23 protein-coding genes are annotated in these 20,073 nt (G+C 56.6%); all 23 read right to left on the reverse strand.

The window, feature by feature from the left end; all coding sequences use genetic code 11:
- A partial coding sequence (locus BLV81_RS04625) for a S8 family serine peptidase (protein ID WP_255364957.1) occupies positions 1–788 on the reverse strand: 788 nt, incomplete at its 3' end.
- Positions 789–958: 170 nt separating this feature from the next.
- Positions 959–1,411, reverse strand: a complete 453-nt coding sequence (locus tag BLV81_RS04630; RefSeq protein ID WP_092352933.1) for a transposase — start codon at positions 1,409–1,411, stop codon at positions 959–961.
- A gap of 40 nt (positions 1,412–1,451) precedes the next feature.
- A complete protein-coding gene (locus BLV81_RS04635; protein WP_092352935.1) occupies positions 1,452–1,952 on the reverse strand; it encodes a chemotaxis protein CheW in 501 nt (166 codons plus the stop codon).
- A 59-nt stretch (positions 1,953–2,011) separates the two neighbouring features.
- Complete coding sequence (gene cheA, locus BLV81_RS04640) at positions 2,012–4,060, reverse strand: chemotaxis protein CheA (RefSeq protein ID WP_092352937.1); 2,049 nt, start codon at positions 4,058–4,060, stop codon at positions 2,012–2,014.
- 81 nt (positions 4,061–4,141) lie between these two features.
- Positions 4,142–4,516 (reverse strand): response regulator, encoded by a 375-nt coding sequence (locus BLV81_RS04645; RefSeq protein WP_092352939.1) that lies wholly within the window; start codon positions 4,514–4,516, stop codon positions 4,142–4,144.
- Between the two features lie 12 nt (positions 4,517–4,528).
- Positions 4,529–5,461, reverse strand: coding sequence for a flagellar motor protein MotB (gene motB / locus BLV81_RS04650; protein WP_092352941.1), 933 nt, complete (start codon positions 5,459–5,461; stop codon positions 4,529–4,531).
- A 27-nt stretch (positions 5,462–5,488) separates the two neighbouring features.
- Complete coding sequence (gene motA / locus BLV81_RS04655; RefSeq protein ID WP_092352943.1) at positions 5,489–6,349, reverse strand: flagellar motor stator protein MotA; 861 nt, start codon at positions 6,347–6,349, stop codon at positions 5,489–5,491.
- Positions 6,350–6,426: 77 nt separating this feature from the next.
- Positions 6,427–7,053 carry a flagellar transcriptional regulator FlhC gene (flhC, locus tag BLV81_RS04660; RefSeq protein WP_092352945.1) on the reverse strand — a complete coding sequence of 209 codons (627 nt, stop codon included), beginning with the start codon at positions 7,051–7,053 and terminating at the stop codon, positions 6,427–6,429.
- Positions 7,054–7,104: 51 nt separating this feature from the next.
- Positions 7,105–7,422, reverse strand: a complete 318-nt coding sequence (gene flhD, locus BLV81_RS04665; protein WP_092352947.1) for a flagellar transcriptional regulator FlhD — start codon at positions 7,420–7,422, stop codon at positions 7,105–7,107.
- Between the two features lie 236 nt (positions 7,423–7,658).
- Positions 7,659–8,366 carry an Hpt domain-containing response regulator gene (locus BLV81_RS04670; RefSeq protein WP_092352949.1) on the reverse strand — a complete coding sequence of 236 codons (708 nt, stop codon included), beginning with the start codon at positions 8,364–8,366 and terminating at the stop codon, positions 7,659–7,661.
- A 40-nt stretch (positions 8,367–8,406) separates the two neighbouring features.
- Entirely contained in the window at positions 8,407–10,119 is a 1,713-nt protein-coding gene (locus BLV81_RS04675; RefSeq protein ID WP_176992750.1) for a sensor histidine kinase, read from the reverse strand.
- A 141-nt stretch (positions 10,120–10,260) separates the two neighbouring features.
- A complete protein-coding gene (locus BLV81_RS04680) occupies positions 10,261–11,931 on the reverse strand; it encodes a methyl-accepting chemotaxis protein (protein WP_092352953.1) in 1,671 nt (556 codons plus the stop codon).
- Between the two features lie 45 nt (positions 11,932–11,976).
- Positions 11,977–12,492: a chemotaxis protein CheW gene (locus BLV81_RS04685; RefSeq protein ID WP_092353388.1), complete on the reverse strand. Its 516-nt coding sequence runs from the start codon at positions 12,490–12,492 to the stop codon at positions 11,977–11,979.
- 199 nt (positions 12,493–12,691) lie between these two features.
- Entirely contained in the window at positions 12,692–13,339 is a 648-nt protein-coding gene (locus BLV81_RS04690; protein WP_176992762.1) for a response regulator, read from the reverse strand.
- Positions 13,340–13,522: 183 nt separating this feature from the next.
- Positions 13,523–13,810 carry an EscU/YscU/HrcU family type III secretion system export apparatus switch protein gene (locus tag BLV81_RS04695; RefSeq protein WP_092352957.1) on the reverse strand — a complete coding sequence of 96 codons (288 nt, stop codon included), beginning with the start codon at positions 13,808–13,810 and terminating at the stop codon, positions 13,523–13,525.
- Positions 13,811–13,911: 101 nt separating this feature from the next.
- The gene (locus tag BLV81_RS04700; protein WP_092352958.1) at positions 13,912–14,898 is read right to left on the reverse strand and encodes a flagellar hook-length control protein FliK; all 987 of its coding nucleotides are present in this window, start codon (positions 14,896–14,898) and stop codon (positions 13,912–13,914) included.
- A 15-nt stretch (positions 14,899–14,913) separates the two neighbouring features.
- On the reverse strand, positions 14,914–15,240 hold the full coding sequence (locus BLV81_RS04705) for a flagellar protein FliT (RefSeq protein WP_176992751.1): 327 nt from the start codon (positions 15,238–15,240) through the stop codon (positions 14,914–14,916).
- 1 nt (position 15,241) lies between these two features.
- A complete protein-coding gene (gene fliS, locus BLV81_RS04710; protein WP_092352962.1) occupies positions 15,242–15,703 on the reverse strand; it encodes a flagellar export chaperone FliS in 462 nt (153 codons plus the stop codon).
- Positions 15,704–15,714: 11 nt separating this feature from the next.
- Positions 15,715–17,172, reverse strand: coding sequence for a flagellar filament capping protein FliD (gene fliD, locus BLV81_RS04715; protein WP_092352964.1), 1,458 nt, complete (start codon positions 17,170–17,172; stop codon positions 15,715–15,717).
- Between the two features lie 54 nt (positions 17,173–17,226).
- Positions 17,227–17,613: a flagellar protein FlaG gene (locus tag BLV81_RS04720; RefSeq protein ID WP_092352966.1), complete on the reverse strand. Its 387-nt coding sequence runs from the start codon at positions 17,611–17,613 to the stop codon at positions 17,227–17,229.
- 173 nt (positions 17,614–17,786) lie between these two features.
- Complete coding sequence (locus BLV81_RS04725) at positions 17,787–18,875, reverse strand: FliC/FljB family flagellin (protein WP_092352968.1); 1,089 nt, start codon at positions 18,873–18,875, stop codon at positions 17,787–17,789.
- A 173-nt stretch (positions 18,876–19,048) separates the two neighbouring features.
- Positions 19,049–19,729, reverse strand: coding sequence for a flagellar regulator YcgR PilZN domain-containing protein (locus BLV81_RS04730; RefSeq protein WP_092352970.1), 681 nt, complete (start codon positions 19,727–19,729; stop codon positions 19,049–19,051).
- A gap of 24 nt (positions 19,730–19,753) precedes the next feature.
- Positions 19,754–20,071: a flagellar hook-basal body complex protein FliE gene (fliE, locus tag BLV81_RS04735; RefSeq protein WP_092352972.1), complete on the reverse strand. Its 318-nt coding sequence runs from the start codon at positions 20,069–20,071 to the stop codon at positions 19,754–19,756.
- Positions 20,072–20,073 lie beyond the last annotated feature (2 nt).

Consider the following 20,073-nt stretch of genomic DNA (forward strand, 5'->3'; position numbering starts at 1 on the left):
ACGCCCGGCACCGTGTCGCTGACGGCATAGCCGTTGCTGCCGCCGACGGCATTGACCGCCGTCACCGCCAGCCAGCCGCTTTGCAGGTCGGAGAACAAGCTCGGCAGGCTGGCATTCAGAGTCGGCTGCGCGGCGCCGTCATTGCCGGTAGACCAGATGAACAAACTCTGCTGGGCCACATACGGCTGGTACAAGGCATGCAGCGACAGCGCCAGGCCGACCGACGCGCCGGTGGAACTGACGCCGTTGGATTGGTTGAAGATCCGCACCCCCTTGGCAAACAGATCCTGGTACATCTGGTTATTGAGCAGCAGACCGTTGCCGGTAGTGCCGGCGGCGGCGGCTTGCAAGAAGGCGCCGGGGGCGACGCCTAAAGTATTTCCCGCCAAGACCTCCGCCACTTCCGTGCCGTGCATATTGCCGTTGGCGCCGCCGACGCTGTAGACCGTCTTGCTGATGCGTCCGGCCAGCTGGGGATCGCTTACATCGAAATCGGTATCGACTATGCCGACCGTGATCCCGGCTCCGGTCAGGCCCTGGCTGTGGGCAGCCCTGGTATTGCTGGGGTCCTGCACGTTCAGCATGCTCGGTGGCGGCGGGACTATCGCGTTGCCGCTGTTGCTATCCTGTGCGGGAGTTGCCGTAACAGGCGGTGCGCTTGGTACTGCGGGTGCAGACGGGTTGCTATCGGCACTGCCGCCGCCGCCCCCGCCGCAACCCGAGATCACGACCGATACGGCCATGGCAATCATCGACAACGAACATCCGGCAGACAGTTCCCTGTTCATAACATCCTCAGAATATTTGCTTCCATCATTGGCCAGACAGGCCATCCGTTTACTGTATTAACGGACGTCGTCAGACTTTCTTGAACGGCAAATTACGAGATTGTCAGGAGCTGTCTCTTTACATTTATATTTCAGAAAAACAAATTCAAAAAACCTGCAAAAATCACCTGTTAAACCGCGCTTCCTCTCATCACCAGGCCAACCCAATGCGAAGTCGATTCGTCTGCGCCGGCTGGCTTATTTCTAGCGCCGTCCACCTTGCCGAGCGCCGAGTTGTAAACCAGTTTCTTCGCGCGCCTTGCCAGCCTTTGCTTGATGCGCCCGGTTTGCTGATCGCCATACGCTACGATCTCGTGGAACATGGATTTCAGAAGCGGATCATCGTACATATCCTGTTCCAGCTGACGCCAGATATCGCACTCATTCCAGCGCCGGAAGCGCATATAGGTGGTATTCCATTTACCGAACTCGGAAGGCAGGTTACGCCATATGGATTTATTGCTGATGACCCAAAGCACAGCATCGATAAACAAGCGGTTATCGCGCCCTTTGGCGCCAGGATCGCCTTGTTTCCCTATCATTAAAGGTTCCAGCTTTTGCCATTGACTATCGTGAAGTTTCATCTCTACATTCCTGTCGTCATGCGCCTATACCGTCGCTACCTCAGGCTGCTTCCGCGGTTTCAAACAAAGCCATGTCCGGACTGCACATGAGCTTTTCTATATCGATCAGTATCAACATGCGCTGCTCCACCGTGCCCAGGCCGCTCAGGTATTCAGCCGACAAGGCCGCGCCGAATTCCGGAGGCGGCTTGATTTCATCGCGGCCTAAAGTAAGCACATCGGAAACGCCATCAACCAATATGCCGACCACGCGCTCGGCGATATTCAAGATGATCACAACTGTTTGATGGTTATATTGGATATTCTTGAGATGGAACTTAATCCGTAAATCGACGATAGGCACGATGATGCCGCGCAAATTGGTGACGCCTTTGATGAAGTCCGGCGCATGAGCAATCCTGGTCACCGCTTCGTAATCGCGGATTTCCTGCACTTTCAAGATATCAATCCCGTATTCTTCGCTGCCAAGCGTGAACACCAGGAATTTTTGTCCCTCGGACTCGTCCTGTCCCGTCAGAATTTCATTGTGATCGTTAACCATGTCGTTCTCTCTCTTCTTTCAAGATTTCTTACGCTATGCGCCGCTTTTCATCTGACATTTCAAGCTGCCGCCAACAGCGGCGTTTTCTCGCGGTTGGCGCGCTGCAACGCCGAGACATCCACAATCAGGGCAACACTGCCGTCGCCAAGAATGGTGGCGGCAGAGATGCCAGGGACTTTGCGATAATTGGTTTCCAGATTTTTCACCACTACCTGGTGCTGGCCGACCAGCTGATCCACCAGCAAAGCGAAACGTTTTCCTTCGCCGTGCAAAATCACCACGATGCCTTGGGTAGGATCGGTGCGCGCATCGGCAACGTTGAACACGCGATGCAACTCGGTCAATGGCAGATACTCCCCGCGCACATGCAAGACCTGCTCCTCATTGCTCACGGAATGAATGTCCTCGGCACGCGGCTGCAAGGATTCGATGACAAAGTTCAGCGGCAGGATATAGACTTCATTGCCGACCTTTACCGACATGCCGTCAAGAATCGCCAGCGTCAACGGCAGCACGATCTTGGTAGTGGTGCCGTTGCCCTGACGTGAGGAAATTTCGACATGGCCACCCATTTCCTGGATATTGCGCTTGACCACGTCCATGCCGACACCGCGCCCTGAAACATCGGTAATTTTTTCAGCGGTGGAAAAACCAGGGGCAAAAATCAATTGCCAGACTTCGTCGTCGCTGATCGTTTCGCTGATCGCCATGCCTTGCTGGATCGCCTTTGCCAGGATTTTTTCCCGGTTCAATCCGGCGCCGTCGTCGCTGACTTCAATCACGATATTGCCGCCCTGGTGCTGGGCCGACAGCAGCAATTGGCCGGCCGGGTCCTTGCCGGCAGCGATCCGCTGCTCGGGCTTTTCAATGCCGTGATCCAGGCTGTTACGTACCAGATGCGTCAAGGGATCGATGATGCGCTCGATCAGACTCTTGTCCAATTCCGTGGCTTTACCAAAGGTCACCAATTGCACCTGCTTGCCAAGCTTGTCGGTCAGATCCCTTACCAGGCGCGGGAAACGGCTGAATACATAATCCATCTGCATCATGCGGATCGACATCACCGATTCCTGCAGATCGCGCGCGTTGCGTTCCAGCTGCCCCATGCCGTTCAGCAGGCGTTCATGCAACACCGGATCCAATGTCGCCGCGGTCTGCGCCAGCATCGATTGGGTGATCACCAGCTCGCCGACCAGGTTGATGATCTGATCGACCTTTTCCACATCGACGCGGATCGAACTGGACTCCTTGGCGGCTGCGGGCGCAGCCGGATTGGCTGCAATTGCCGCAGCCTTGGGTTGTGTCGGCGCTGCCGCCGTCGCGATAGCGATTACCTTCGCCGCCACAGGTTCCGCCACCGCAATGGATGGCGCTTCGGCTAGCGGTTGCGCAGCTGCCGCAGAGTCCGCCGATGCAACGGCTTCTTGCGCGATATCGATCTGATCGATATCGATGATGAAACAGCACACTGCGATGATGTCGTCTGCCTTGCAGCTGGTTTCCAGCCACAGGGTCAGACTGTCCTCGCTTTGTGTCTGCGCCACCACTTCCCCCAGATTCTCCAGTTCCGAACTGAGCAGCTTGCGATCGCTTTCGGATATCCTGGAAAACTTTACCCGTAGTTGCGAACTATCAGCGACAACGGCAGACGATGGCCCGGCCACCGGCGCCGCACTGGCGATCGGCGCCGGCGCCGCAAGCGCCGGACTAGCGGCGCCTGCGCTTTCTTCATGCGCCAATTGTTGCAATACCGCGCAAATCCGCGCGACCATCTCAGGATCTGGTTCAGTACCGGCCCGATAAGCACTTATCTGTTCTTGTAGCACGTCTTTGGTTTCCAAAAAAGCGTCGATCATTTCCTTGCGCAGTCGTATTTCCTGATGACGGGCACGGTCCAGTAAATTTTCCAAAAGATGCGTAGTGTCGGTCAACGCCACAAATCCGAAAGTGGCGGCGCCGCCCTTGATCGAATGCGCGGCGCGAAATATGGCGTTCAGATGCTCGCTGTCGGGCGCATCCATATCCAGCCCCAGCAGCAACTGCTCCATCTCGGCCAGCAGTTCGTCCGCTTCTTCAAAGAAGGTCTGGTAAAACTCGGTAATATCCATATCGTTGTGATCTCCTTACTGCTCTTCTGATTGTTTGACGTGCTGCACTCCAACGGTAAAACGCATAACAAGCCGTCATCGCTACTCTGCATCCAGCAAACTGGCGACCACTTCCAGCAAGGTGGCGGGTTCTATCGGTTTTCTCAGCCAGCCGCTGGCGCCTGCCGCGCGCGCGTCGGATTTTTCCGTATCGCTAGCCTCGGTGGTGAGCACCAGGATCGGCGTCTCGGCATAATTTTCCAGCTGACGCAGCTCACGAATCAGCAGATGACCGCCCATGATCGGCATATTCCAATCGGTCAGGACCAGATCGACCGCCGCTGCACGTGCATGTTGCAGCGCTGCCGCGCCATCCGCCGCCAGCAGAACCTGATAGACGCTGTCGGCCAAAGTCGCTGCAATCAGCTTGCGCATTACCGTCGAGTCGTCCACCACCAATATTGTCTTAGTTGTCATATAGGCCCGCGTTCATGGCTTTTCAGGATGGTCCGCTGCATTTGGCGACGGCCTGGACGTACCCTCTCGCAACTGGCCTGCGCTGTCCTTCTGCGCGTCGAGCTTGAGGCCGGCATCGCTGCCGCCGGCATTTTCCTGTTCTATCTGCGTCTGCGCACGTCGATTCAGCACAACGATGCTGATACGCCGATTGATCGGATCCAGCGGATCGGCCTTGTTCAGATCCATGGTCGAAGCCACTCCCATCACACGCAACACCTTCTGCTCGGTCATGCCGCCGCCAATCAACTCGCGTCGCGACGCATTGGCTCTATCCGCCGACAACTCCCAGTTGCTGTAATACTTTGATCCGAGCACATAAGGCGTGGCGTCGGTGTGTCCGGCCAAAGTGATTTTGTTTGGCAGTTCATTCAGCACCGGCCCTATCTCGCGCAGGATGACGCTCATGTACGGCTGCACCTTGGCGCTGGAAAGATCGAACATCGGCCGGTTGCGGCTATCGACGATCTGAATCCGCAGCCCTTCGCTGGTGATGTCAATCAGCAGTTGCGGCCGAAACTGCTTGAGTACCGGATTGGCGTCAATCACCTGCTCCAGCCGTTTCTTCAAGACCCGCAATCGGTCGCTATCGACGGTATCGGTATTGCTGCGCTTGTCGTCCCCATCCACTTGCGTGAAATCAGTTCCGCCACCGGGAATTACGCTGCTGCTGGAGCTGCTTTTCTCGCCGCCGCTGATAGCAACTTTCAGCGGCATTTTGAAATACTCGGCGATCCCTTCCTTTTGCTTTGGCGAGGAAATGGATAGCAGCCACATCACCAGGAAAAACGCCATCATCGCCGTCATGAAGTCAGCGTAAGCGATTTTCCAGCTACCGCCATGCGCTTGATGCTTTCCAGCAACTATCCGTTTGACGATGATGCGCTGTTTGTTAGTCTTGCTCATGCGGCCTCCGTCTTGAGTCCGGAACAACTAGCGGCTCTTGACTTGGCGCACATGGTCATCCAGTTCCGTGAACGAAGGACGCTCGGTCGAATACAGCACCTTGCGGCCGAATTCCACCGCCAGCTGCGGCGCATAGCCGTTCAGGTTCGCCAGCAAAGTGACCTTGATGCATTGGTACACTTTCGCCGATTCCGCGACCTGGTGCTCGATCAATGTCGCCAGCGGCGACACGAAGCCGTATGCCAGCAATATCCCGAGGAAAGTACCGACCATTGCGTGCGCAATCAATTCCCCCATTTCCGATGGCGGCAAATTGGCGGAGGCGAGCGCGTGCACTACTCCCATTACCGCCGCCACGATGCCAAACGCAGGCAAGGCGTCGCCAACCTTGGCCAAGCAGTGCGCAGGTACTTCAGCCTCGTGCTTGTAGGTCTCTATTTCATGGTCCATCAGCGACTCGATTTCAAAGGCATCCATATTGCCGCTGACAATCAGGCGCAGGTAGTCGGTGAGGAATTCAATCACGCGCGGATCATGCTGCACCAGCGGATACTGTGCGAAGATGGAACTGCTCAAGGGATCGTCGATATCCGCTTCCAGCGCCAGCATGCCGTCTTTGCGCGCTTTCGCCAGTAGTACATACAGCAAGGCCATGAGCTCCATGTACAATTCTTTATTGTGCTTCGAACTGCGCAGCAACTTCGGCAATTCCTTGAGAGTAGCCATGATGGCCTTGCCATCGTTGCCGACCACAAAAGCGCCAACCCCGGCGCCGCCGATCATCAGCAATTCAACCGGCTGAAACAACACTCCGAGATGGCCGCCCAACATGGCATAACCGCCAAACACAGAAGCTATAACAACGATATAGCCGACAAAAACTAGCACTTTTGATTCCCCTTGAAATAAACCTCATACGGTTGAAGCTGCCGGGTCGCCCGGCTCTGCCCGGAGTTACCACATGCTCAGGCGGCACTGCCCTTGGCATGACTCGCAATCCACTGCGGCACCGGCCGGTATCCGTGCGCCGGATCATGGTTCTGGTCCGACTCTTGATCGATAAGCGGGGAACTCGACTTGCGGGTCTTGCCGGCACGTGACGGCGGCCTGCACAAGACACAGACGAAACCGTTTTGCAGGTCATGGGCGTGCGCTACGAAGCGGCCGCCGCAGCGGCTGCAGGTGCTCAGCTGCAGCATGCCGCTGTCGAAGAAACGGGTCAGGGTCCAGGCGCGGGTGAAATCCAGCATCGGCTTGCCGCCCTGCCGTTCAACCTGCTCCAGATAGAGCCGGTAACTCTTGACCACCGCGACAATCTGCTGGCCGTCGCCATGCGCCAGCATGAAGCGATAGATGTTGTAGAACATCGACGAATGGATATTCGACAGCCAGGTCATGAACCAGTCGGTGGAAAACGGCAGCAATCCCTTGGGTGGTGAAATTCCTTTGATTTCCTTGTACAGCTTGATCAGGCGATCGCGGCTCAAGGAGGTTTCCGCCTCCAGAAATTGCAGGCGCGCGCCGAGCTTGATCAGATCGATGGCCAATTGGATTTCCTGGGCTTCCAGGATCACGCTTTTGTTAGTAGCCACGATTGCCGGCCCCGAAAGTGAAAGCAATGTCGACGATCAGAATGGATGGCTTCATCGGACGCCTTCCAGTGGTTGTCCTGCCAGCAGGATCGAGGCGTGCGCCTGCTGTAGTGCATGGTCTTTGTCGCTATGCGTCAGCGATGAAAGAATCGCGTGATCGTCGAACCGGAAGCGGCACAACAGGAGGCTCGATGCCGCCAGCTTTACCACTTGCGACAAAGAGAGATTGCCGAGCAAGTCGGCCAGTTCCCGGCTCAATCCCATACGGAGCATGGCTGTCGCTTTATCCTCGCGCAACAGCCGTTGCGCCAGCAGCAGATAAGAGAGATTGACTTCGCTTACCTCGTTTACAAATCCATTACTGTCCATGCTTGTCCCCAGACTGAAACTACTTGTTAGTGTTTACGGCAATTGGTTAGCAATCTTTTAGTTTCTTGTCTTTTTTTCGCTGCTTCCAGGCAATTATGGGATGTTTCAAAAAAGAAATAAGTCGGCAAGGTTCTCGATATGAATGAAATATTCGGCTGATTTGATGTAGGCATTATTCCTACGTCAGTGCCGCATTGCGCGGCTGCCAGGGGAGAATGAAGATGAGGGAAAAACTTTTACAACGATCTCGGCAGAGACGCTGCATGGCTTGCCTTGAGCTGCAAAGCCAGCTTGTCCAGCGCATTTTGCAAACGGCGGTAAGCTTCTTCCGTAACCTCAGATGCATTATTGCGGGATTGGTTCTCGATTTCAGCTGAAAATTGTGAAATTTCTGTCTGTTGCAATACGGCGGCTGCGCCGCGCAAGCCATGCGCGATGGTCGCAGTCTCCTCCCATCGCCTGTTTTTAATGCTTGATTCGAGACTGGCCAGTTGCAGATAAGCAAACTGTAGAAAATCCGTCAATAAGTCATCGGGGGCGCTAGAGCTTGTCGACACCGGTTCCTGCGGAACCACCGGCGCCAGCGTTTGCCGCAGTTGCGCGCGGCTGATGGGCTTGGTGAGGATGGCGGTGCAATCCAGGCCTCTTGATTCACGTTGCAGATATTCGAGCGACATACCGCTGTACAGAATCATCGGGATCGGCGGCAATGCCGATGTATCGGCTTCCCAGCGCCTGACCCGCTGCAGCAGTTCGACACCGGTCATGTCTTCCAGCACGTAATCGGTGATTACCGCCAGCGGCCGGGTATGCGTCAGCCATAGCAAGGCTTCGGCGCCGGTAGCGACCAGTTCGCTTTGCCACCCTTCAGCCGCGAGCTGTGCCTGCAGCATGCGACGGTTGATAGGATGATCTTCAACCACAAGAATTAACGCCGAACGCATCACCGCCTCCTAGGGCCTGGCGCTCCGCCTAGCGCTCCGCCTAGCGCGCATTCAGAGGTATGCTCAGATTGACCACAGTGCCGATTCCCACTTCCGAGTCGATGCGAATGCTACCGCGTATCAAATCGGTAAACTCCTTGGCCAGCGACAAACCCAAACCCAAGCCGCGGCTACGACCGGCGCGCACCGATTCAGCTTGATAGAAATACTCGAATAAATGCTTCAGCTCTCCTTTGGAGATGCCAGGGCCGGTATCCAACACCTTGATCTTAAGTTTATTCATGAACGTAGTCACTTCTACCGTAACACCACCGGTCACGGTAAATTTGACAGCGTTATCAAGCATGTTATTGAGAATTTGCGACAGCCTGACGCGATCGCACAGGAAATTGCCAGGCAAGTCCGGCGCCAGCCGCATCTGGAAACTCAAGCCCTTCTTGTCGGCATTGATTTTATGCATGGAACCGATGTATTCGAAAAAATTCAGCGTATCGATATTCTCGTGGAATATCACTACCCTGCCGGCTTCGATGCGCGCCAGGTCAAACAAAGTATTCAACAAGCCATGCAAATAGATCGCGCTTTGATGAATCAGGTCGCCGAACTCGCGGCTCTGTGGATCGTTGCTGGTATCCCGCACCAGCTCGGAATAGCCGTGGACGCCGCTTAAGGGAATGCGCAGCTCATGCACGACGGTCGCCAGAAAACGCGATTTCCGTTTGTCGGCATCGCTCGCGCGGCGCCGTAAGGAATCATATTTTCGCACCACCTCATATTGTCGCTTGATGGTGCGGTAGGTCAGCGTGATCAACAACAAGATCAACAAGGTCGGCACGCAGGCGTACATGATGTATCCCGTCAGTTTGGAATCGTCCTGGCCCCGCAACGGTTCCGGATCGGGCAGTTTCACCGACAACAGGAGTGGATAAGGTTCCAGTTTGCGCGACACCCACGAATGCTGGTCATCAGGCGCTTTCTGATCGGCGAACAATTGCTCTCTGTTGAGTTCGCTATTGTCCAGTTCCATGATCGTTTCATCAATCCGGCGCAAGATCATTTTCTCGTTTACGTGCGACGTCTCGGAAGCTATGCCGTCGCTGCCGACTACCTGCTGCTGGCCGGCACGAATCCTGTCGAGACTCGCGTACAGCGCCGGCAGCCGATCTACCGCGAATTCCAGCTCCACCATGCCGACGAATTCTCCCTTGTCAGAGAACATGCGGCGCGCCATACGCATCAGCCATTGATCACTGCCGGGTAATCTGCGCGGACGGGCAAACCGCAACGAGTCGTCCAGATGATCGCGCTGCGCAACATACAATTCATTGCCGCTCCAATCGGCAGCGGCCGTACTACGGGTTGAGGCCAGCAGACGCCCGCTCTGGTCAACCAATGTCAACTGCGTGTATAAGCCGCCAAATATCGCTGTATAGCGCTGCAGATCGATTTTTCCACCGACAATCTGGTAATCGCCGCGTACCAGTTTAAGCAAGCGGTCGCGTTCGTCTATCGATCGCAGCAGGCGTTGGGAAAAATCGCGCACCACGATGGTGTGGCTAAGCTGAATGGTTTTAATGTCACGTTCGTAATCGGAACCGATTTGATAACCGGCGTACAGCCAGACGTAGCCAATGATAAGAATGGCAATTACGACGATAGCGTAGACAAGGCGCGTGAAACGCGAGCCGCAAAACAGGTTATCCGTCTTTGAAGCAGCTAGCAGGCGGCGCCAGGCAGAGGTGAATCTTTGCATTACGATGGGCATACAATCAATTGGGAACTGTGACAGAGATTACCGCCACAATACGCGAAGCACGTCGGTGGCCATGGTTTTAGTACCGGAGTAACTTGCACGTACCCGCTATTATCCCGCATCGTGGAAGCTGGCGGCGGATCAATTTACACTAGCCAGTGTCGGTATCGGCCGGCCACCGGCGCCATGCGTCTCGGGCGAGTCCAAAGATGGCTTCGGCTCCGTCAAATCTTGCTTTTCCAATATGTCCGAATCTATCCGCCCGGCTTCCGCTTCCAGACGGAAGATACTGACTGCTTGCAGCAGTTCCCCAGCCTGTTCCTGCAAACTGTGCGCTGCCGCTGCCGCCTGCTCTACCAGAGCAGCATTCTGCTGCGTGGCCTGATCCATTTGCCCCACCGCCTGGTTGACTTGTTCGATGCCGCTACTCTGCTGCTCGCTGGCGGCGGCAATCTCGGCCATGATATCGACCACGCGCCGGATCGAAGCGACGATCTCGCTCATCGCCGCGCCAGCCGCGTCGACCTGCTTGCTGCCAGCGTCAACCGTGTCGACCGATGTCCCGATCAATACCTTGATGTCCTTGGCGGCGACCGCTGAACGCTGGGCCAGATTGCGCACCTCGGCAGCCACCACTGCAAAACCGCGGCCCTGCTCACCGGCGCGCGCCGCTTCCACGGCAGCATTCAGCGCCAATATATTTGTCTGAAAAGCAATGCCATCAATGACGCCGATGATATCGCTGATCTGGTGCGAGCTGCCCTTGATCAGGGCCATGGTGGCGACCGCCTCGGACACCATTCGACCGCCGCCCAAGGCGACCGACGCTGCATTTTCAGCTAATTGGTTGGCTTGCCGCGCATTGTCGGCATTTTGCCTGACGGTCGAGGTCAACTGCTCCATCGAAGCCGCGGTTTGCTCCAGGCTGGCGGCCTGTTCTTCGGTGCGACTGGATAAATCCAGGTTGCCGGCGGCAATCTGACGCGAGGCTGTCACGATATTTTCCGTGCCGTTGCGCACCCGGCTGACCGTGTCGCGCAAGGAGAAAATCATCTCTTTAATACCTTGCAGCAGCTGCCCGGTTTCATCTCGGCTCCTTACTTCGATGCTGGAACTAAGGTCACCTTGCGCCACGCGCTGCGCCACGGCGACAGCATCCTGCAGCGGCTTGACGATGCCAGCGCTCAAGCGCCACGCGAACATGGCTCCGAGCAAGATTGCCAGAACGCCAAACGTGACCAGCAAAATCCTGCCGGAGCGATAGTTGGCGGCAATATCCAGCGCAGCGACATCAATTGCCTGGCGTTGCACATCGACGAACTTCTGCAGCTTGTCCGTGTACTCCTTGCGCGCCGGATCCAGATCCTTCTCGATCATGGCCGTCGCACTTTCTGCGCTGCCGTACTGCCGCGTGGTCAATACGGTGTCCCGCATTTCAGTGTAGGCGGCGCGGGCCGCGGCTATTTCCGCCAATGCTTGCCGCCCCTTATCGTCAGACAGCCCATGCAGCTTGGTTTGCAAATCCGAGGCTCGCTCCGACGTTGCGCCCATTTCCGACTGAAAAACTTTCTGGACTTTACTGTCGTCGCTGCGGACTACCGCCATCGTGCGCACCGCGTTGACCGCTACCGCATCCTGCCATTCCGCCGCCAGTCTTTCGCGTACCAGGAATTGCGACACCATGTTCTCGACTGCGGCGCCGGTCTGCTGCAAGCGCCAGATGCCTATCCCTGTAATTGCCACGACCAGTAATAATATGGACGTAAACCCGACTGCCAGCCGGACTCCTATTCTTGTATTTGCAAACTGCATGTCCCCTCCAGTTTCAACGACTGAGCCGGTGCGGCGGTCAGGTGCTCAGCTTGCTGCCAGCTTGTCAATCAAGCCGATTTCATCGCTCGACATCAATTTGTCGATATCCAGCAAAATCAGCATGCGGTCGTCGAGCGTACCCAAGCCGATCAGATAATCTGTGTTGAGGACCGTCCCCATTTCCGGCGCCGGTTTGATTTGCTGGCTTGACAAGGTAATCACGTCGGACACGCCGTCTACCACCATGCCTACCGTGCGCTGCCCCAGATGCAGGATCACGACCACGGTAAACTGGTCATAGCTGGAAGCGTCCAGCTTGAACTTGATGCGCATGTCGATGATGGGCGTAATTACCCCGCGCAGATTGACCACCCCTTTCAGGAAATCAGGCGCGTTAGCAATTTGGGTGACATTGTCGTAACCGCGCAATTCCTGTACTTTGAGAATGTCGATCCCGTATTCTTCCTTACCCAAGGTAAAGGTCAGGAATTCGTGGCCGGCTACTTCATGTTGAACGGCAGAACGGCGCATCTGAGTCGGCGTTTGAGCGGCAAGCGTCATGAACTTGATCCTTGATAAATTGAAATGCACTTGCTGCCGTACCGAATGGAGGAAATCCGGCTTCATGCAGCAGGCTAAGTGACTCAATATAAACAGGAGCAGGCGCTATCGATGGTGGGAAAAGGGCCTGAAACAGCCCTCTATTCAGGGCTTAGATGGGTGATCATCTTGCCGCCAGGACGGGTAAACGTCCGCAGGCTTATTCGAGCAAACCGTGCTCGATGGCGTAGTGGGTCAGCTCGGCGTTGGTGTTCACCCCCATTTTCTCAAGTACGCGCGAACGATAGACACTCACGGTCTTGGGGCTGATGGAAAGACTTTTTGCAATCTCGGCGCGGGTCTGGCCCGAGGCGATCATCCGCACCGTCTGGAATTCCCGGTTGGACAATTGTTCATGCGGCATCAGCTTGTCTTCTTCAATGACGTGATTCGCCAGCGATTCGGCCAAGCTTTTGCTGATGTATTTACGACCGCGCGCGACCACCTTCACCGCTTCCACCAGTTCATCGGGAGCGCCGTCTTTGGTCAGATAGGAGGCCGCACCCGCCTTCAGGGCACGCACGGCAAATTGTTCCGGGCTGTGACTGCTTAGCACCATGATGCGCAGCTCAGGTTCACGCTTTTTGAGCAAATGCAGGATTTCAATGCCGTCTTTGCCAGGCATGGAAATATCCAGCAACAGAACATCGCACTGCTGCTCTCTCAGGGTATCGATAATGCCGTTATAGTCGCTGGCCTCGCCGATCACGGTGATACCTGGGCTGGCATTCAGAATATGCTGCAGCCCACGCCTGACAATGCGATGATCATCAGCGATCAATACCCGAATCGGTGACGCAGCTTTCATATCCATGATTCTTTGATAATCTCATTTCACAATCGAAGACCGAGCATTATCGATCTGCAAATATGTCTGCGCAATGCGACAGAAACAACTTTACCTACAACATGCGCACATTTTGCCGCAATGTCACCCAATTATATTAAATACATAATATGTATCTGCGGCCGGTCTTCAATCTTGCAAGGTTCAAGCGGACTCCGGCTGCTTCTGGCCATCTTCCAAGCTATATATCCACGCCAGCAATTCAGCTACCGCCAGATAAAGCTGCGGCGGAATCTGCTGGTCCAGATCAACGTGCATCAACAGCTTCACCAGATCGGGCGAAGCATGTGCATACAAGCCGTTTTCGCGCGCCCGCTGCACAATGGCGTCGGCCACCGCGCCATAGCCTTTTGCCACAGCCACCGGCGCCGAGTCCGGGCGAGCATATGATAACGCTACCACGTCTTTACGGTTTGAATTTTCAGTTTCCATAGTGGCTCACCGGCTTGCCAAGGCCATGCGTTTGCGCCATTCCAGCTTGCCATGCACGCGACAAACGTGTCCCGCAGGCAAAAAACATTGCCCCAATACAATTAATTACTTTTGCTGTCATTTTTTTCATCCGATGCGTCTTCGGTTGCCGCTTGCGGCAATTGCGCCATTTCCAAGCCGCTCAGGAGCAAGCCGGCAGCCGAAAATCGCTGCCGCAAATGCGCGCTGTCGGCGCGCATGGCGTTAAGCGTGGCAAGCTCGGCAGCGCCAAGATACGCACGCCAGCTATCGTTTGCCAGACTCAGGCGTAACTCGATGTTGCCGAGCCGCGGCAAAGTCATGCTCAGGCGAGTACTCCAGGCGTGCAGCTCGCCAGCCGAGCCATTATTGCCGGTACCGCCTTGCTGGCGCCGCCCTTGCTCCGTGACCTCCCATTCCATGCCGGCATTCGGCCAGGCTTCACCGCTCCAGCGGAATTGCGACAGCGCCAGCAGCTCAAGCTGCTGGCGCACCAGGGGAATCGCTTCCGCAGCCATGCTTGCCGCGACGTGGCTAGCGCCGGGAGTAGTTGGAGCCTCGGCAGCCGCTAACGGCAGCCTCAGGTGCGCCTGCGGTTCTTGCAGCAACTGGGCCAACGAACGCTGGCCGCTGAAAAATTGCAACAGATGGGATTCGTAAAATAAACCGCTGTCCGCCACGCTGCGCGCCAGTGCGGCGGACAGTTGTTGCGGTTCCAGCGCAGCGGCTGTCGGCCACAAGGGCGTGCTGCCGCGTACCGCCTCGCTCATGGCTGGCGCGCTACCCAGCAACTCGCTGATGACGCGCGCAGCCGCACTCAAGCTGGCGCCGTCAGCAACGCCGGGCGGCGGCCGGGCGGTGCCTGGCTGCGCCGGCTGGCCTAGGTCGACGCCGAGCTGGCGGTCAACCGCTGCACGCGACGGCAGGCGGGTATCGTTCGCTATCGCTTCGATGTCGGTAATCACATCCGGCGCATAGATGGCGAGCTGCCCTTTCAGCGGCACCAGGTCAGAGCGTTGCGCCGTTGCCGGCGCCAGCAACTTGTCAATCAGGGGCGTGCCGCCGCTCATGGCACATGCTCAAAATTACTGGCCGTAAGCATGGTTAAGATGTTGCTGGCGATGCATATTGCCCAGCAAACTGCTCAATTGCGCCAGTTCCGGCGTAACGATGTCGCGGATTTCTGCATCATCGGCCAGGATCCGGCTCAGCAAATCATGCTTGCGCACCAGTTGCGACGGCTCCAGAGGTGCCGCCAGCTCAATCTCTTTCAAGCGCTCGACGCAAGAACGGAACTGCTGTTCCAGCAACATCAGACCTTCCCAGTCGCCGGCGCGCGCCAATTCCAGCATGCGGCCGGTCAACGGCGCGATTTTCTCGTAGCAATCCATCACATCATGTCGAGACGCCATATCATCCCCTTGCCGAACGATCGGAAGCCGCCGCATGGTTTTGCGTGACGCTGATCTCGCGCCAGGCCGATGCGATGTTTTCCAACAGCCGGTCAGCCTCGTCCAGCAAACCAGGATCATTGCGCAGATTGGCGTACAACAAACGCTGATTGATGTAGTCGTAGAGCGACGACAGGTTTGCCGCCAGCTCGGCGCCGGCGCTGCCCCCTGCATCGGGATCCAGGCTGGCTTTGAGGCCGCTGTCGATGATGCTGACAGCTTTCGAGATGGCATTGCCTTTGGCAACCGTATCGCCGCTTGCCATATGATGGCGGGCCATGCTGATGGCCGCCTTGGCGCCGTCGAACAGCATGCTCAGCAACTGTTGCGGCGAAGCGCTCATGACGGCGCTTTCGATGCCGACCCGAGCATAGGCGCGAGCGCCAGGATTCAGCACTGGCGTGGCTGCAGATGATGTGTACATGAAACCTCGCCTTATTTGGAAGTGGTGCCGTTGATGGCAGCAAATTGCTGGGTCAGATAACTGCTGGTCTGATTCATCCCGGCGACCAGCGTATCGAGATCGACAAACTGCTTGGTATAGCGCGCAATCGTGGTACTTATCATTGACTGCGTGCTGGTCATCTGCGTCGCCAGCGTTTTCAAGGAATTGTTGAGGCCATCGGTAGCCGACTTCAGCGGCCCGTTGCTGGCAGTAAATCCGCTGAGCAAGGTCGACATCTTCGAACCGAAGCCAGTAGTACCGGAAGCGCTGGAAAACAGGTTTTGCACACCGCTCAGATTAGTAGCAAGGGCGCTGGTCAGCTTGGTCGTGTCAATCGCCATGCTGCCATCTGACTGGAACGTCACGCCGATCTGCGCCAGCATCGTCAATGGCGCACCGCTGCCGCTGGCAGGTTGCGGCGTGTTCATGGTATCGCGGATGCGCGTCTGGATATTGCGCAGGGTCGAATCCCCGTTCAGCGGCGCCTGCGACTGTGACGCCGTATCAAAAGCAGTATATTGCTTAGTCAGGGTTTGCAAGCTGTTATAGGTGGTGACAAAATTCGTAATCGCCGCTTGTACGGTAGCAGTGTTACTCTGCAACGAAAGACTGCTGGCGCCGGTGCCGGCCAGCGTCATGGTCACGCCCTGCACCGCTTCCTTGACGGTATTGCTGGCGCTGGTGACAGCGATGCCGTTGACCGTCAGCTGCGCGTTTTTGCCCTCAACGGTTTGCTGCAGGTTTTGCGTTCCGGCAGGATCGTTGGACAACAGATTCGACAGCGCCGCGTCACCGCTCACGCTAATCTGCATGGTCGACGTTGCGCCAGTCTGGTTGGAGGTCAACACCAGACGATTCGGAGCGCTGCTGCCGTCGTTGACGATGGTAGCCGTGACGCCAAGGCTTGTGTTTTTATTGATGGCGTCGCGAATCCCTGCCAGCGTATTGCTGCTGGAATCGATCGTGATCGAAGCCGCAGCACGCGTGCTGTCAGCGGTAAACGTCGCCCCGCTATATTTGCCGGTAGCAGCATTCAATGTGCCGCCGGAAATGCTGCCGAATTGCACGGTGACAGTGCCGGTTCCTATGCCGGCGGTCGTGCTGGCCACGCCGCCGGTTGCCAGCGACTGCGCCTGCGCCAGCTGGCCGACGTTGATCGCATACGTTCCGCTGCCTGCGGCTGCAGTCCCAGTCGCGCTCAGCACCGAGGTTGCGCTCGAAGCAGCCGTGACATTCTGAAACAGCGTAGGATTGCCCAGCTGGGCGGCCGCCGCCTGCAATGTGCTCAGGGCGTTTTGTATGGTGCCGTAGGCCGACAGCTTGGCGTTATAGGCGCTCTGCTGGTTGCTCATTGCGGTGAGAGGCAGATTTTCCGAGGCGGTAATACTGCTCAGCAAAGTAGCCAGCGGCAGTCCGGATGCAGCCCCCAGGTTGGTAACTAACGCCATATCAATTCCTTTATATTCAATTACGTTTTCAGTCGGTCCGACAGCCAGCGATCGCTACGCAGTCTTTTCCAGCAATACGCCCTTCATCTGGTCCATTACCTTGGCGATCCGCACCACTTCTTCACTGGGAATCTGCAAGAGCACTTTGCCGTCCTGCTGATCCAGCACCTTCAAAATCACGTCTTTATAACCAGGTTCAATCTGGAACTGCACGCTCACCGCCTTCAGTTGCAGCTGGCGATTGATATCGTCGATCTTGCTTTGGATCTGCCCCCGCTCTGGCACACCCGCAGGCTTGCCGGCGCTAGCGTCCTGCGCTCTATTCGCAACACCGGCGGTATCAGCAACGGCTTTCGCATTGACAGCGGCTGCAGCTTCGGCAACGGCGCCGTCGGCCGGCGTCATCCTGCCGGCGGAACCCATATTGATTGAATTTGGCATCACATCCTCTTCCGGCTATACCTTGTCCGCTCAGGTCTGCAAGCGCAAACCTGACTGGGCAAAACATCTGGAACTGGAAGGCGGCCGCACGACCGGCCACCCTCCAGTTTTGGCAAACTCCGCAAACGCATCAATCTGCAGTTTGCGGAATCAACTCAGTGCTGGCTCGACGCTTATTGCAGCAGTGTCAAAACGCTTTGGGTCGATTGATTCGCCTTCGCCAGCACCGAAGTACCTGCTTGCTGCAGAATCTGCGAACGTGTCATGTTCGACACTTCAGTCGCGTAGTCTGCATCTTGAATGCCTGAGCGGGAAGAAGACAGGTTGGTTACTGTCGTGCCCAGGTTGGCGATGGTCGAAGCAAAACGGTTTTGCACCGCACCCAGCGAGCTGCGCAGGCTGTCAACTTGCGACAAGGCGCTGTCCATCGCTGTCAACGGGCTGCCGCTGGCGGCTGTCAACGATTTCGACGAATCGTAAGTGACGGTCGCGGTAGGATTGGCAGCGGTTGCACCTTGGGTAGCGTCAGCTACAGTCACAGTGGCGGCGTAGAAATTAGCGCCGTTCTTGACATAGGAATTGCCGCGTGCGTCAGTAACCAGATCGGCGACAGTCGCTGTGAAGCCTGCTGCCGGATCGCGGTTGACAGCAGTGAAGCCGCCTGCAACCACGGCAACCGAAGCACCGGTGTTGTCTTTGCCGGTAGGTGTCAAGGCAGCTGTCGCGCCGGTAGGACCAGCCAGGTTCAGCGTGTTCAGTTTCAGCGCAGTCGAATCAATCTTTTGCAAACCGATGCCGATGGTCTGGCCGTCGTTGGCGCCGACCTGGATATTCAGAGTCTGATTGGTTGCCAATACTTTGACGCCGTTGAAGTCGGTTTGCGAAGAAATACGGTCGATTTCCTTCAGGCGTTGGCCAACTTCATCCTGGATCGATTGCAGATCGCTGGAAGAATTGGTGCCGCTGGCTGCCTGTACCGACAATTCACGGATACGTTGCAAGTTGTTGTTGACTTCAGTCAGCGCGCCTTCAGTCGTTTGCGCCAGCGAGATGCCGTCGTTGGCGTTACGCGATGCTTGTGTCAGGCCAGTGATGTTGGCTGTGAAACGATTGGCAATTGCCTGGCCTGCAGCGTCGTCCTTGGCGCTGTTGATACGCATACCGGAGGACAGACGTTGAATAGCCGAACTCAGCGAAGATGCCGATTTGGTGAGGTTGTTTTGTGCTACCAGCGAGAGAATATTGGTATTGATGACAGACATGGCATGACTCCTGTTGCTAAAGTTTATGGGTTCCGGCTAAGCCGCCGTAACGCTGGACCGCTTCTTGGCAGAAACAACCACCAAGATCAGCAAGCCACCGTTATTCAGGTTATCGGCAGTTGCCTGGAAAACATTTAGGCTCCGTCATAAAATAAAGCGGCAGCGGCGCCGCCTCAGACGCTCAACAAGCCGCCAAGGCTCTGCCGGGCCTGATCCAGGTCGACGTAATAACAGCCGAAATGGTTGATGACGCCATCCGCCCCCTGTACGCAGCGGCTAAACACCACCCGCAAATCCACCAGCAAGCGGCCGGAAGAACGAAAATCCAGCACCGCCGCCGGCAGGATGGTGCCGACCGGCAGCGCTTGCAAGGAGACATAGGTCGAGCGCAAACCGATGCCGCGTGCACTCAAATCGTGGACATCGAGCACAAAATCGTTGCCGTCGCGCCGTTTCGCGCGCACTACGCAAGCCTCGACCGGCTGCATTCCTATCCGGATGAATTTCTGATGCGGATAGTATGCAATGCAAGCGGGCAGCGTCGCCGCTAGCGCCGTCCGCCAGGGATTCATGCTGTTGCGCGCGGCACTGGTCACGAAACGAACCCCGGCGCCATCCAGCGCACCGTCGAAACACAGCAATTCGCCTGGCATGTAATGCGCCCCGCTGCCTTCGGCGTCACCTGCATGGATAAAGATGTCATGCGCCAGCGCCACCGCCACCAGACGGGTAGCGACGCTATCGCCGCCAGTCACGAGGCGCATGGTCATCGGGCTGTTTTGACGCTCCAGCTCACGCAGGACGCTTTCGATGTCGGTCGCGTCCTGCAACAGATAACTATCGCCCTGCTCCATACATGCTTGGTCCAAAACTGACTTTCAGGCTGGCATATTCATAATTTCCTGATAAGCGGCAACCACGCGGTTACGCACTTGCAGGCCCATCTGAAAACCAACATTCGCCTTTTGCAAATCGATCATCACGTCATTCAGCGATACGCCGGGCTTACCCAGCTCGAATGCCTCGGCCTGGCCGGCCGCGTGCTGTTGGCCGGTGCTGATGCGTTCCAGCGTTTTTTTCATTTCGTCGGCAAAGCCGCCGCCGGCTATAGCGTTGTTAGCCGCTGCGCTGCCGCCGGCGATTTGCGCCGTCGCCGTTAATTGCTGCAATACCGATTCGATCGCCGCTATCGCCATAT

The sequence above is a fragment of the Collimonas sp. OK242 genome, assembly GCF_900107095.1.
GTDB lineage: Bacteria > Pseudomonadota > Gammaproteobacteria > Burkholderiales > Burkholderiaceae_D > Collimonas.